The following is a 14200-nucleotide window of genomic DNA, read 5'->3' as shown; positions in this document are numbered from 1 at the left end:
AGCTTCAATATCCATAGCATCAGTGCATGAAAAAAGCCCCGGCTGCTTGCGCAGACCGGGGCTTGTCGTACGGCCGGGAAACCGCTGAAGGCTTACTTGGGCATCACCACCTTGAGCTTGGCGTTGGGAATCTCGCCAAACATCTCGGGCGCATACAGCGCTTCGGCACGCGTGGGCGGCAGGGCAAATTCACCGGCGTTGTTCAGGCGCACGGTGTATTCGACCTTGGTCGTCCCTGCGGGCAGGTACTGGTAGTAGGCACGGTAGGACTCGAAGCTGCGCTCTTCGTAGGCCAGCCAGCCTGCCCCCTCCTGCTTCTCGCCCTTGGACGCGATCTCCGAATCACGGCCCAGGCCGCCGCCCAGAATGGTCGCCCCCGTGGGAACGGGATCGGTGATGGCCACCCAGGTCATATCGGTCTTGGCCTGCACCTCCAGCGTCACGCGCAGCACATCGCCGCGCGTGTACTGGCCGCCACCGAACAGACCCTTGTCGGCCTGCTCCACGGGCGTGACGGTCTTCTTGATGGTGTAGCCGGCGCTGAACGGTGCCTTCAGGGCCACGGCCGCCACGGACTGCACGGTCAGCCAGGGCTTGCCCGTGCCTTGCTGCGTCACGCTCAGCTGGCCCTTGCCGGCCTTGGCCCAGGGCATGAACATGGTGTTGTTCATCAGGCCGCCGGCACGCACGGGCTCACCGAAGACGCTGTTGGAATGGGCCGTGCCCTGCGCATCCTCGGACGTGGCGCGCCTGACCTCGGCCCAGTTCACCTTGGCCTCGTTGCCGTTCATGCTGGCCACGGTGCTGCCGGCCACGGGCTCGGACTCGAACTTCTGCGAGAAGCGGCGCAGCGCCAGAGCGCCCCAGAGGTTGGCCGTGGTCGTGTTCCAGGCACCGCCCTGCTGGCGAGCGATAAAGCCGCTGACCAGGCGCGGCATGTCTTCGGCCCATGCAGGGTCGTTGATGGTCGCGAGGATCAGGCGCGCCAGATTCACGTCAGGGCCCTGCATCAGCCACCACCAGCCATCGTCCTGATCGGTCGAGAAGCCGGCACGCGTGCCGTTGTAGGTCAGGCGGGCACGCAGAATCTGCATGGCCTGGGCCAGGCGTTCGTCGCGCTGGGGCGCATCGCTCATGCGCTGCAGCAGCATCACCCAGTCGATGACCGTGTGCGTGGGCCACTGGTTGGGCGTGGCATTGATGCTGTCGAGCATGCGCGGCGTGGCCTTGCCAGTCAGCGCCAGCGCGGCAATCGCCGCCAGCTTGCGCATTTCCAGATCCTTGCGCGGGCTCCAGAAGTTGCGCTGGATGCGGCCCTCCACAAACGCGATCAGGCCGTCCTCCATGCGCGCACGCTCGGCCGCCGGAATCACGAAGCGCTTGTCAACGCCCTGCGCCATGGCCGACAGGTTCAGCAGATGCGCGGTCAGCGTATCGCTGCCGCGGCTGACCGATCCGTCCTGGGGCGGGAAGTAGTTGGCCAGGCCGTCACCGTCCAGATAGTTGGGCAGTTGGGCCATGGTGCTGCCCCAGAGCTCGGCATTGTTCATGCCGACGGCCTTGCTGGTGGTCTGCTCCAGGCAGGAGTAGGGATAGCGGGCCCACCAGTCGCGCACGCCGGGCAGACCTTCGGTCAGCTTGGGCACCAGCGACATCTGCAGACCGCCGCGACCGGGCAGGGCATCGGCGGGCGGATTCACGGGCACGCTGTAGCTGCCGTTGACCTGCACCAGCGTGGCCTGCTGCACCGACAGCGGCACGGCGGGCACGATGCGCTGGCTGACCTTGAGCGCATCCTGCGCCGCGTCGGCACCGCCAGCGGTGTCGCGCGCGGAAATCTCCCAGATCAGCGCCTCGGCACGCGTGCCGGAGAGCTGGGCCGGAGCCTTCACATCCCAGGCCACTTCACGCGCCTCGCCGGCGGGAATCTCCACGGTCTGGGCCTTGAGTTCCAGCAGCGTGGCGCGCGGCGTGACCTCCACCTTCATGGCCTTGGCCGAGGTGTTGCGCAGCGTGACCTGGGCGCGGAACTGATCGTCCTCGCGCACCAGGGGCGGCAGGCCGCTGATGATCTGCAGATCCTGCGTGGTACGGATCGCCGCCTGGCCGGTGCCGAACAGGCTCACGCCCGCATCGGCCACGGCCACCACCTGGAAGGTGGTCAGGGCGTCGTTGAGCGGCACCTCGATCAGCGCCATGCCGTTGCCGTCCAGCACCACATCGGGCTTCCACAGCAGCAGGGTATCGAGCAGTTCGCGTGTGGGGCTGCGGCCACCGCCACCGCCCGCAGGCACGGCCTTCTTGCCGTAGTGGCGACGGCCGATCACCTCCATCTGGGCCGTTGCCGTCTGCACGCCCCATTCGCGGCGCGTCAGCATGGCATCGAGCAGATTCCAGCTGCTGTTGGGCATCAGTTCCAGCAGAGCCTGGTCCACGGCCGCCAGCGCCACATGGGCACCTGCAGCGGGCTTGCCATCGGGCAGCGTGGCCTTGATGGTGACCTTGGCCGTGCCGCGCACCTTGTAGCTGGACTTGTCCGAGGAAACCTTGACGTCCAGGGTATTGCTCTTCAGGCCCACGCGAATTTCGGACATGCCGAAACGGAAGGCAGGCTTGGAGAGGTCCACCATGGAAGTCGGCGCGATGAATTCCTTGCCGTCATTCCAGAAGGCACGCCACCACTCCAGCGGCGACTTGAAGCCCCAGGTGAAGAAGCTGTACCAGGGCACTTCCATCAGGCGGCCGCGCAGCGCCAGCACGCTGACATAGGCATTGGGGCCCCAGTTGTCTTCGATCTTGACGTCCACCGTGGGGTTGTCACCCGCCAGCTCCACCACCTGGGTGCTGACGATGCCTTCGCGCTCCACGGCCACCAGCGCCGTGGCGCGGCGGAAAGGCATGCGCACCTGGAAGCGCGCCGTCTCGCCGGGCTCATAGCTCTTGCGCTCGGACAGCACGTCCATGCGGTCATGGTCTTCGCCACCGAACCAGAGTTCGCCCTGGCCCGTGACCCACACCGAGGTCGCGGCCTGGCTGCTGCGGCCGTCCTTGTCAGCGGCCTTGACGATCAGCTCCACCTCGCCGGGCTGGGACAGCTGGGCCTCGCATTGCACAAGGCCATGGCTGTCGCTGGTGCCCGAGCACACGGTGCCCAGATTCTTGAGCGTGGTCTGGTTGTCGTAGCTGTAGAAGCCGCCCACCAGCCGCTTGCGGCTGGAGGTGGTGATGCGCGCCACGGCCTCGACCTTGACGGGCACGCCGGCCTGGGCCTTGCCTGCCGTATCCAGCGTCAGCGCCTGAAAGCGCAGCTTGCGGTCCACCGAGATCCAGTTCTCGGAGCGCACGCCTGCCACCACGGCAGCCGGCCAGATGGTGCGCGTGCTGCGCAGGGTCTGCACCTCGCCGTTCGGGTCGGCGTAGGTCGCTTCCATCAGCAGCTCGCGCGGCTCGCCGGACTTGGGCAGCTTGTCGATGCTGACCTTGCCCAGACCGTTCTTGTCCAGCGTCACGGGCAGCTTGTCGGCCACGACCTTGGTGTCGTCGGCCGCCGTGCTTTCCTCGTCGTCGCTGCTGCCCACGTCCTGGGCACTGCGCGGCGGGTTGAAGCTGAAGCCATCCCAGCCCGCGAAATCCAGCGATTTGGAGCGCAGCAGAGCCGACACCTTGACCGGCAGATTGGCGGCGGCACCACCCGAGACATAGTTGATCTGCACTTCGGCAGGCACGCTGCTGACAGCGTAGAGCTGCTCCTTGCCGGCCGGGCCCACACGCCCCTCCATCACCGGAAGGCGGAACTCCTCGACACGGAAGATGCCGGTGCTGAAACTGGAGCGACGGCCGCTGCCATTGGTGTAGCCCAGCTCCACCGCATATTCGCCGAGCTTGGCGGCCTTGGAGATGGGGAACTCGCTGCTCGCGCTGCCATTGGCATTCCAGCTCAGGGCCTGGGTAAAGCGCTGGCCACTGCCCAGATGGGTGATGGTCAGGCGGTCAGGCTTGTCCTGGGTCTGTTCAAAGCCCGTGGAGTTCTTGCCGGGGCCTGTCAGGGCACGCAGAAAGTGCTTCATGGACACGGTTTCGCCGGCACGGAACAGCATGCGGTCAAACACCGTATGCGCGACTTCGTCGCGCTTGCTGCTGGAGCTGGTCGGCACATTGAAGCGCCAGGACTCTATGCCCTTGTTCCAGTTGCTCCAGACAAAAGCCAGTTCCTCGCCAGCCTCGGTCTTGGCACGCGCACTCACGAAATAGGAGTTGCTGCGGTAGTAGCCGTCCTCGTTGCTGCAGGAAGGCGGATTGGGATTGAGGCCGTTGAAGGTCACCAGACCCTGGGCATCACTGACGGCCGAAGCAATCGCCTGACCGTTGCAGTCCGAGACCTGCACCGTGGCGCCCGGCACCACCTTGCCCTTGTCCAGCGTCGTCACCCAGGCCACGGAGTTCTCGCGCCCCAGCTTGAAGTGCACGGCCAGATTGGTCACCAGCACCGAGGTGCGCACATACATGGTGCGGCCCGCTCCATAGCCTTCGTCGAGCAGAGACTGGCCCAGCATGGGCGAGGCAATCTCCACTACCTGGAAGCCCGGGTTCAGCGGAATGCCGACGACCTCGAAGGGGCGCGGGTCGCTCTTGGCCGCCTTGGGCAGCTCCAGCGTCTGGGTCTGGCTCTGGCCGTCCAGCAGCGACAGCATGCGGGTCTGCACCCAGTGCTTGTCGTCGTTGATGACAGGAGGCAAGACCTTGACATCACGCGCAGCGCGCTTGCGCTCCACGCTGTAGCTGTCATAGCGCTCGACCTTCTTGAGCCAGGCGATGATGTCGGCATCCGAGCCACCCTTCTTGGTGCGCACCACGCTGGCGTCCAGCGACTTGCCCAGAAGCTGCGGCTCCACATTGCGCAGCGTCACGGGCAGCAGCGCCGGGCCCTTGGGGCCTTCGGCAAAGCGCTCGACGATGCCGAAGGGCGCGGCGGCAAACTTCACCAGCGGCGGCATATTGCCCGTGGCCGTGGCCAGCGGGAACAGATTGGCATTGCTCAGCGTGCGGCCCGCTGCATCCTTGAACTGCGGCGGCAGCTCCACCACATATTTGGTGTTTGGCTGCATGGTGGCGGGAAAGCTCACGCTGTCCACCAGCGAATCCTCGGCCAGCTTGTCGCCGTTCTGCTCGATGATGGGTGCCACGGCCGAGGCACCGCTCTTGAGGCGTATGCCTTCGATCAGCTTGCGCGGCACCGGCGCGCTGAATGACAGCCGCATGGGGCGGATCGGCAGGCAGGCGGCGTTGGCGTTCTCGCGCTCGCAGCTGAAGTCGGCGCTGAAGGGCTGGCGCACCTGGTACTCGTAGCGCTGCTCGTCCTTGCTGACCAGGCCGTTGGCCATGGCCACGCCCTTGCCATAGACCAGGGTCATCTTGCTGCCCGAGGTCAGACGGCGGTTACAGGCCAGCACCGCATAGTTCTGCGGGTTCTTGGCAGCGTCCTTGTCCCAGTGGCGCTGCTCGAGCACGGCCTCGCGGTCCTTGCCCTCGATCAGTTGCACGGGAATGCGCTCGCCCACACCTTCGGAGGTACACCAGACGCGCTGCTTGAGGCTGTCGACGGATGCCGCGCCCGTCAGGCGCAGAGCAAAGTACTGCTGCTCGTCCACCTCTTCATAGGTGTCGGGCGCAATGCTGGCCACCTGCGGTCCGCCGGTCTGGAACTGATAGCTGGCTGCGCCCGTCAGGGCCGTACCCGCGACGCTCTTGAACTGCGGGTTGAGCTGGGCCGTGCAACGCACGCCGGCGGGCAGGTTCTGGGCAAAATCGAAGACCCATTCCTTTTCGCTGTTCCAGCGCCCCGTGCCCTTGGCGGCCTGCGCATTGCTGCACTGCAGATTGACCGGAGCCGCGGCCTTGGGGTCGCCAAAGCGCACGGCTGCCCCATCGAACTGCACCACTACCTGGCCCACCTTGCTTACATCGCCCTGCGGGCTGAACTGGCGCACCCCCACGGCATGGGCCGCCGTGGCCGCCAGGCCCCATAACAGGCCTGCCTTGAGCAGCACGCGCCAGTGCGGCGCGATCTGCTCCCTCTTCCTTCCCTCTGCATAAGGCACAGTCATACAGTCACTTCCTTTTGGGGCCGGCGTGGCCGGCCCTGGCTGTTTGAATCTGAAGTCTGGAGTCAGCGACGCAGCAGTGCGGGACGGCAGAATGCAAAAAGCCCTGCCTCGCAAGTGAAGCAGGGCCTTGAGCAGGTGCCGCACGCGCGAAACTACTGCGGCTGGAAACCGCTGCGCTGAATGATACCGGCCCAAACCTTGGAATAGGCGGCCTCACGCTCCCCCAACTGGCGGGGATTCATGTATCCAACTGTAAGCCCCAACGCCGTCAGCTGCGCGTAGACGTCACGCTGCTTGAGCACATTGCCCACGGCTGCAGAAAAGCGCTCGACAAAGGCCTGGGGCACGCCCTTGGGCGCAAAGATGCCGTAGTAAGGCATGTCCTCGAAGCCCTTGATGCCCTGCTCCAGCAAGGTCGGCACTTCGGGCATGGAGGCCTGGCGCTTGGCGCCCAGCACGCCGATCACGCGCAGCTTGCCAGCCTTCTGGTTCTCCATGAAGTCGGGCACCGAGGCAATGCCGGCAGGAATCTGATTGCCCAGCATATCGGCCAGCAAGGGAGCGCTGCCGCGATACGGTGCCGCCACCAGATCGAGCTTGTAGTGGTCGGCCAGGATCTTGACCAGAAATTCGGGCGTCGATGCCGGAGCCGGAATGCCGATGGTTCCGTTCTTGGCACTGCCCCTGGCCCAGGCCGCGTACTCGGCCAGATTCCTCACCGGCGTGTTGCTGGACACGGCCAGCGCATTCACGAAAGTGGCGACCCCGGCCACGGGAATGAAGTCCTGTTGCGGATCGAAGCCCGGCTTTTTCACGACCTTGGGCAGGATGGAGATGGTGTGGTCATGCGTGAGAAACAGCGTATGCCCATCGGCAGGCGAGGCCTTGAGCAGTTGCGCGGCAATCTGGCCGCCGGCGCCGGGACGATTCTCCACCAGCACCGTCGCACCGCCCAGTTCGTCCTTGAGCTTGTCGGCCAGCAGGCGCGCAATCGCATCCGAGCCACCGCCGGGCGGAAAGCCCACCAGAATGCGGATGGGCTGGCCCGACGAGGCCCAGGCCAGCGGGCCCAGGGCCGATGCTGCCACCGCTCCCGCACCGGCTCTCAGCAATTGACGACGAGATTGCGTCATGTGTTTTCTCCTTATGCTTTTTCCAGACTAACCAAAACAAAAGCGCCCGGCAAAGGGCGCTTTCAAGGCGTGAACGTTACGCCACAGTGCTTGAGTCCATCAGGCCAGACGAGCGTGGTGCTTGGCCAGTTGCGCACGCACCTGCGCCGGAGCCGTACCGCCCAGCGTGTTGCGGGCATTGAGCGAGCCTTCCAGACTCAGGGCCTCGAACACATCGGCCTCGATATTGGGGTTGAAGGCCTGCAGCTCGGCCAGCGGCAGCTCGGTCAGGTCCACGCCCTTCATGGTGGCCAGCTTCACGGCGTGAGCCACGGTTTCGTGGGCGTCACGGAAGGGCAGACCCTTCTTGACCAGATAGTCGGCCAGGTCGGTGGCCGTGGCATAGCCCTTCAGAGCTGCAGCGCGCATGTTCTCGGCATTCACGGTGATGCCGCCTTCCTTGACGCCGCTGGCGGGGTTGAGCTGGCCGCCGATCATCTCGGCGAAGATGCGCAGCGTGTCCTTGAGGGTGTCCACCGTGTCGAACAGCGGCTCCTTGTCTTCCTGGTTGTCCTTGTTGTAGGCCAGGGGCTGGCCCTTCATCAGCGTGATCAGGCCCATCAGATGACCGACCACGCGGCCGGTCTTGCCGCGTGCCAGCTCGGGCACGTCGGGGTTCTTCTTCTGGGGCATGATGGACGAGCCGGTGGTGAAGCGGTCGGCGATCTTGATGAAACCGAAGTTCTGGCTCATCCAGATGATCAGCTCTTCCGACAGGCGGCTCACGTGCACCATGCACAGCGAGGCAGCAGCGGTGAACTCGATGGCGAAGTCGCGGTCGGACACGCCGTCCAGCGAGTTCTGGCTCACGCCTTCCATGCCCAGGGTCTTGGCCACGCGCTCGCGGTCCAGCGGGTAGGTGGTGCCGGCCAGGGCGGCAGAGCCCAGGGGCAGCACGTTGACGCGCTTGCGCACGTCCAGCATGCGCTCGGCGTCGCGCTTGAACATTTCCACATAGGCCAGCATATGGTGGCCGAAGCTCACGGGCTGGGCCACTTGCAGATGGGTGAAACCGGGCAGGATCACGTCCACGTTCTTGGCAGCCACGTCGACCAGCGAGCGTTGCAGCTCCTTGAGCAGGCCTTCGATCAGGTCGATCTCGCTGCGCAGCCACAGGCGCACGTCGGTGGCCACCTGGTCGTTGCGGCTGCGGCCGGTGTGCAGACGCTTGCCGGCATCGCCGACCAGCTGGGTCAGGCGCGCCTCGATGTTCAGGTGCACGTCCTCCAGATCCAGCTTCCACTCGAAAGTGCCGGCCTCGATCTCGGCCGTGATCTGCGCCATGCCCTTCTGGATGGAGGCGAAATCTTCGGCTGCAATGATCTTCTGGGCCGACAGCATTTCGGCGTGTGCCAGAGAGCCCTGGATGTCGGCCTGCCACATGCGCTTGTCAAAGAACACGCTGGAGGTGTAGCGCTTGACCAGGTCGCTCATGGGTTCGGAGAACAGGGCAGACCAGGCTTCGGCCTTGGAATCGAGCTGGTTGTGCGAAGGAGCAGATGTAGACATGTGAGGGCAACAATCCCGTAAAACCACAGGCCGCCCAATGCAGAAGTTTGGCGTGACGGCTGTGCAAAGCAGAAACAGGGATTTTATCGGCCTGACCCGGCGCCGGCGCCAGAGCACCCCAGAGCCATTGCCGGCCACTGCGACAAAGCGGCATTCGCGCCCAAAAAACTCACTAATCAATAGCACCATGTACTTGATGGATAAGGCCTGCAAGTCTTATTTCCCCGAGCCGACAAATCCGGCTGCAGCCACCCGGTTTCTGGCTTGCGCGGACAATCACATCGTCCCCGCTCACTTCCCTCCCAGGCCGCTGCCCAAGCGGCTGACGCGCCTCCTGGCATGCATTCCCGCTCTTCCCTGATTTCCGGCCTCGGTTTTGCGCTGGCCGCCTGCGCGCTCTGGGGCGCGATTTTTCTCGTGCCGGCCATGCTGCCGGAGTTCTCGCCGCTGCAGATCACCTTTGGCCGCTTCGTGCTCTATGGCGTGGTGGCCTTATGCGTTTTTCTGCCTCGGGCCACCAGGCTGCTGCCCAGGCTGCAAGCGGCCGATATCCGGCATCTGGTCTGGCTGGCCCTGACGGGCAATGTGGTGTACTTTGCCCTGGTTGCCACGGCCGTGCAATGGATAGGCATGGCCGTGACCTCGCTGATCGTGGGCCTGGTTCCCGTCACCGTGCCGCTGCTGGGCCGCAACACCCATGGCGCGCTTCCGCTGCGCCGCATGCTGGCGCCGATGGCACTGATCCTGACCGGCATCGTGCTCGTCAACGCCCATGCGCTGACCACAGGGCCCGAAGGCAGCCAGGGGCGCTATCTGCTGGGCGTGCTGATGGCCGTGCTGGCCATGCTCTGCTGGAGCCGCTACGCGCTGGACAACACCCGCTATCTGGCGCAGAGCCGCTTCAACGGCACGGAATGGTCCACGCTCTGGGGTCTGGTCGTAGGGCTGATCAGCGCCTTGCTCTGGGCGCTGCTCTGGCTGGTCTCGCCGGAGGCCAGCGGCGCCAACAACCCCGACATTCCAGCCCAGCGCTGGCAGCTGTTCTGGCTGTTGAACCTGGCCGTGGCCGTACTCTCGTCCTGGCTGGGCAACTGGATGTGGAATGCCGCCAGCCAGCGCCTGCCCATCACCTTCGTGGGCCAGTTGCTGGTATTCGAGACCTTGTTCGCCCTGGCCTACCACTTCCTCTATGAACAGCGCCTGCCCCTGCTCGCGGAACTGGCCCCCATGCTGCTGATTCTTGCGGGCGTGGTCTGGTCGCTCAGACGCTATCAGGCCGCCAGCCGGGCGGCGGCCTCGGGTTGAGTCAGCACAAAGCTGATGCATCGAACCGACAGATGCCGCGCGAATTGCAGTTGCACAGCGGCTGCTGGCCAATAATCGCAGGACTCGCGCCAATTCGGACCGGGCATGCAGCCCTGTCGGCAGGAATGCCCTTGGTGCATTTTCAGCCCGCTCCAGTCTGCATCCCAAACACCGTCCTGCTCCAGACCGCCAGTGCCCATCTCACCGCTCATCGCCGCCACTCCCGCATCGGCCCGCACGGTCCTGGTGTTTGACGCCTGCAATGCCGGTGTGGTCCTGCGTGCCGTGCTGTTTGTACAGGTGGTGGTGAGCACGGCCGCCATCTATGGCGCGGACTCGCTCTGGGAGTGGTTTTCCAGCGCCGCCCTGCTCACCGGGGCTTGCCTGCCCGGCACCCTGGTCTGGCTGATAGCAGCCTGCAGCCTCAAGCACCAGTTGCAGCGCCTGGGCACGCGCGGCCAGTATCTGGCCGGCGTGCTGCTGGGTGCCCTGGCGGGGCTTTACGCCTGCGGCATGCTGCTCTTCATAGGCATAGCCAAAGTCCCCTGGCTGGCCAGTGCCGTCACGGGAGGCCTGCTGGCCGCGCTGCTGGTGACGGCGCTGGTGCTGCGCGCGCGCGGCAACACGCCGGCGCAGACCCAGGCCCGTCTCACCGAGCTGCAGTCACGCATCAGACCGCATTTTCTGTTCAACACCCTCAACAGCGCGATTGCGCTGGTGCGTGCCGAACCCGCCAAGGCCGAGGCCTTGCTCGAGGACCTCAGCGACCTGTTTCGCTATGCGCTGGCCGAACCCCATCTGACCACCACGCTGGCCCAGGAGATAGAGCTGGCCCAGCGCTATCTGTCCATAGAGCAGGTTCGCTTTGGCGAGCGGCTGCAGATGCAGTGGCAGCTCGATGAAAGCGTGCATGGCGCGCTGCTGCCGCCGCTGCTGCTGCAGCCGCTGGTGGAGAACGCCATCCGTCACGGCGTGGAGCCCAATGCGCGCGGCGGCAAGCTGCAGGTCCGCACCGAAAGGCGCGGCAACGAGGCGCTGATCCAGATCATCAACACCTTGCCGCCGGCCAGCGCCGAGCATCAAAGCACGGGCCATGGCATGGCCCTGGACAATGTCAAGGCCAGGCTGTCGCTGCTGCACGATCTGCAAGGCAGTTTCAGCGCCAAGGTGCGCGACGGGCTGTATGTAGTGCGCCTGAGCGTGCCTTTGCAGCAGAGCGCGCCAAAACCGGGACAATCCCGCCATGCACATTCTGATCGTTGATGACGAAGCTCTGGCTCGCGCCAGACTGCGCACTCTGCTCGGCGACTGCGCACATGGCCCCCACCATATCCAGGAAGCCGCCGACGGCGAACAAGCCCTGCAGATGCTGCAGGCCGCACAGCCGGCCCCGGTGCAACTGGTGCTGCTGGACATCCACATGCCGGGCCACAACGGGCTGCGACTGGCAGCGGCTCTGGCCGAGCTGCCCAACCCGCCCGCCATCGTGTTCGTGACAGCGCATGCCAGCCATGCGCTACAGGCTTTCGAGCTCGATGCCGTGGACTATCTGACCAAGCCCGTACGCCTGGAACGCCTGCAGCAATCGCTGCAGAAGGCCGAACGTGCGCTGAGCGCGCGCAGCGTCGTGGACAGCGGCCCCGTGCTGCTGATCCAGGAGCGCGGCGGCACGCTGCGGCTGCCGCTGTCCGAAGTACGTTTTCTCAAGGCCGAGCAGAAATACATCACCGTGCGCACCGTGCAGCGCAACTACATCCTCGACGGAGCGCTGGCCGATCTCGAAACCCGCCATGGCGAGCACCTGCTGCGCATACACCGCAACGCCCTGGTGCTGCGTGCGGCCCTGCGCGGCCTCGAGAAATATGACGACCCGCAGGAAGGCGAAGGCTGGGGTCTGCGCCTGCAGGGCGTCAGCGAGCTGCTGCCGGTATCGCGCCGCCAGCTGGCGGCGGTCAAGACCGAACTCAAAGATATTTCCTGAATGAAAAAACCGGCTGGAAGCCGGTTTTTTTATCGACTGCAGTTGCAATCAATGTTCGTGCTTGTGCGCCGCTTCATGGGCAGCCGCGGGCGCGGGGGCGGGCTCGTGCGAATGCCCGACCTCGGCGCCATGATCGTGCTCATGCTCGTGTCCATGGTTGTGCGCCGCACCGCTCATCACCGTCACGATGACGATGCCCAGCAGCAGCCAGAAGACCTGGGCTGCGGTTTCCTTGGCGCTCAGGCGCTTTTGCAGCTGGGGAATCAGGTCGGCCAGCGCCACATAGATAAAGCTGCTCGACGCAATGACCAGGAAATATGGCAGCAGCTCATGCAGCTGTCCGATGAGGAAATAGCCGGCCACCCCGCCCAGCGTGGTCACGGCTCCTGCCATGGACACCTTGATCAGCGCCACGCGGCGATTGCTGCTGGACTGGCGCAGCACCACGATATCGCCCATGTGGTGAGGCACCTCGTGCGCCAGCACCGACAGGGCGGCGATCAGGCCCAGACGGATGTCGGCCACGAAAGCCGATGCAATCAGCACCCCATCGCCAAAGCAATGCACGCTGTCGCCCGTCAGAATGGCCCAGCCGCCCTTGCCATGGCTGTGGGCGTGCGTATGCTCGCCATGCTCATGGCGGGCGTGACCATGCTGGTAATCGTGGCCATGACCGTGAGCATGGTGCACGGGAACATGCTGGTGGGCGTCGCCATGCGAATGCTCATGGCCGTGGTGCCAGAGCTCGGCCTTGGACAACAGAAAGAAAAACACCAGCCCGATCAGCAGCACCACGAACAGATCATGGGACTTGCCGTGGCTCTCGAACGCCTCGGGCAGCAAATGCATAAAGGCCGTGGCGAGCAAGGCTCCCGCCGCCAGGCTCAGCAGACGCTGGGGCATCAGCCCTGGCGTGCGCCCCCCTCCCAGACTCATCAACAAGGCGGCCACCCAGACGCTGCCGATACCAGCAGCCAGGGTGGCCAGAATAATTGCTACCAATGTCATAGCTTTATATGGCTTAACCGCAACCTTTTACAGGCGAATCTTGAGGATTTTCGCAGAATGCGCGGCCCAAGGCTGCCCGCTTGCGACTATCCCCATACCGTCAGCCCCGGATGCGCATGATGTGCATGGCATGCCGGGACTTCTTTCACCTTAGCAAAGCTGTCAAGCCCCCCGTGCCGAAAATTTCGGCGCATGGGGCATCAGGCCACGCCATGCTGGTTGAACCAGGTCAGCATGCGCGTCCAGCCGTCCTGCGCAGCCTGCTCGCGGTAGCTGGGGCGGTAGTCGGCATGGAAGGCATGGGGTGCATCGGGGAAGATCACGAACTCCGAGGCTCTGGCTGCGGCAGAGCCGGTCTTGAGCGCAGCCTTCATGGCTTCGACCGACTCAAGCGGAATGCCGGTGTCCTTGCCGCCGTACAGGCCCAGCACCGGCGCCTTGAGCTGTCCCACCAGTTCCAGCGGATAGCTGGGCTGCAAATCGTTCTTGTTGCCCTGCAGCCGCCCGTACCAGGCCACGCCGGCCTTGAGCGGGGCATGCGCCGCATAGAGCCAGGTGATGCGACCGCCCCAGCAAAAGCCGGTGATGGCCAGCTTCTTCACATCGCCGCCCTGCGTACCCGCCCATTGCACGGCCGCGTCCAGATCGCCCATGACCTGGGCATCGGGTACCTTGGAGATCACCTCGCTCATGAGCTTGGCCATCTCGGCATAGGCCATGGGGTCGCCCTGGCGCACAAACAGGTCGGGCGCTATCGCCAGATAGCCGGCACGAGCCAGGCGGCGGCAGGTGTCGGCAATGTATTCGTGCACGCCGAAGATTTCGGAGATCACCAGCACCACGGGCAGATTCTGCCTGCCCGCAGGCATGGCCCTGTAGACCGGCAGCTTGAAGCCTTTGACATCGATGCTGACCTCACCTGCCGTCAGGCCGTCGACCGGAGTCTTGATGGCCGTCTGTGCCATGACCGGTCCGGCAGCGCAGGCATAGCCCACGCCCAGGCCGGCCCCCAGGGCTGTGCGCAAGGCCGCGCGGCGGCTGGGCCGGGCATCGGCGCGACCGCCAAGCAGCCCTTGCATATCCTGAGCGATGTCTTCGTACTTCATGGATCCTCCTTGGGT

The 14200-nt window shown here is 65.0% G+C and carries 8 protein-coding genes; 3 read left to right on the top strand and 5 right to left on the bottom strand.

Features of this window, described 5'->3' with window-relative positions; translation table 11 throughout:
* Positions 1 to 92: 92 nt before the first annotated feature.
* The 3 genes from JAO85_RS04135 to argH form a co-directional block, all read right to left on the bottom strand.
* A complete protein-coding gene (locus tag JAO85_RS04135; protein ID WP_202787562.1) occupies positions 93 to 6104 on the bottom strand; it encodes an alpha-2-macroglobulin in 6012 nt (2003 codons plus the stop codon).
* Between the two features lie 152 nt (positions 6105 to 6256).
* Positions 6257 to 7237: a Bug family tripartite tricarboxylate transporter substrate binding protein gene (locus JAO85_RS04130; protein ID WP_039051181.1), complete on the bottom strand. Its 981-nt coding sequence runs from the start codon at positions 7235 to 7237 to the stop codon at positions 6257 to 6259.
* Positions 7238 to 7336: 99 nt separating this feature from the next.
* On the bottom strand, positions 7337 to 8785 hold the full coding sequence (argH, locus tag JAO85_RS04125) for an argininosuccinate lyase (protein WP_034353260.1): 1449 nt from the start codon (positions 8783 to 8785) through the stop codon (positions 7337 to 7339).
* A gap of 339 nt (positions 8786 to 9124) precedes the next feature.
* On the opposite strand from argH, the gene JAO85_RS04120 reads away from it, so the two are divergent.
* The 3 genes from JAO85_RS04120 to JAO85_RS04110 all read left to right on the top strand — a co-directional run bounded on the left by JAO85_RS04120 (position 9125) and on the right by JAO85_RS04110 (position 12071).
* Positions 9125 to 10090, top strand: coding sequence for a DMT family transporter (locus JAO85_RS04120; RefSeq protein ID WP_039051182.1), 966 nt, complete (start codon positions 9125 to 9127; stop codon positions 10088 to 10090).
* Between the two features lie 192 nt (positions 10091 to 10282).
* The gene (locus JAO85_RS04115) at positions 10283 to 11353 is read left to right on the top strand and encodes a sensor histidine kinase (protein WP_202787561.1); all 1071 of its coding nucleotides are present in this window, start codon (positions 10283 to 10285) and stop codon (positions 11351 to 11353) included.
* The gene (locus JAO85_RS04110) at positions 11334 to 12071 is read left to right on the top strand and encodes a LytTR family DNA-binding domain-containing protein (RefSeq protein WP_087865120.1); all 738 of its coding nucleotides are present in this window, start codon (positions 11334 to 11336) and stop codon (positions 12069 to 12071) included. The genes JAO85_RS04115 and JAO85_RS04110 overlap by 20 nt, the downstream gene beginning before the upstream one ends.
* 48 nt (positions 12072 to 12119) lie before the next feature.
* Here the strand turns inward: JAO85_RS04110 and JAO85_RS04105 are convergent, their stop codons facing one another.
* Positions 12120 to 13079: a ZIP family metal transporter gene (locus JAO85_RS04105; RefSeq protein WP_087865121.1), complete on the bottom strand. Its 960-nt coding sequence runs from the start codon at positions 13077 to 13079 to the stop codon at positions 12120 to 12122.
* A gap of 200 nt (positions 13080 to 13279) precedes the next feature.
* Positions 13280 to 14185, bottom strand: coding sequence for a dienelactone hydrolase family protein (locus JAO85_RS04100; protein ID WP_202787560.1), 906 nt, complete (start codon positions 14183 to 14185; stop codon positions 13280 to 13282).
* Positions 14186 to 14200 lie beyond the last annotated feature (15 nt).

Source organism: Comamonas sp. NyZ500 (genome assembly GCF_016772095.1).
Taxonomy (GTDB): Bacteria; Pseudomonadota; Gammaproteobacteria; order Burkholderiales; family Burkholderiaceae_C; genus Comamonas; species Comamonas thiooxydans.
Note: the sequence above shows the minus strand (reverse complement) of the source record. Positions and strands in the feature narration are given on the sequence as shown.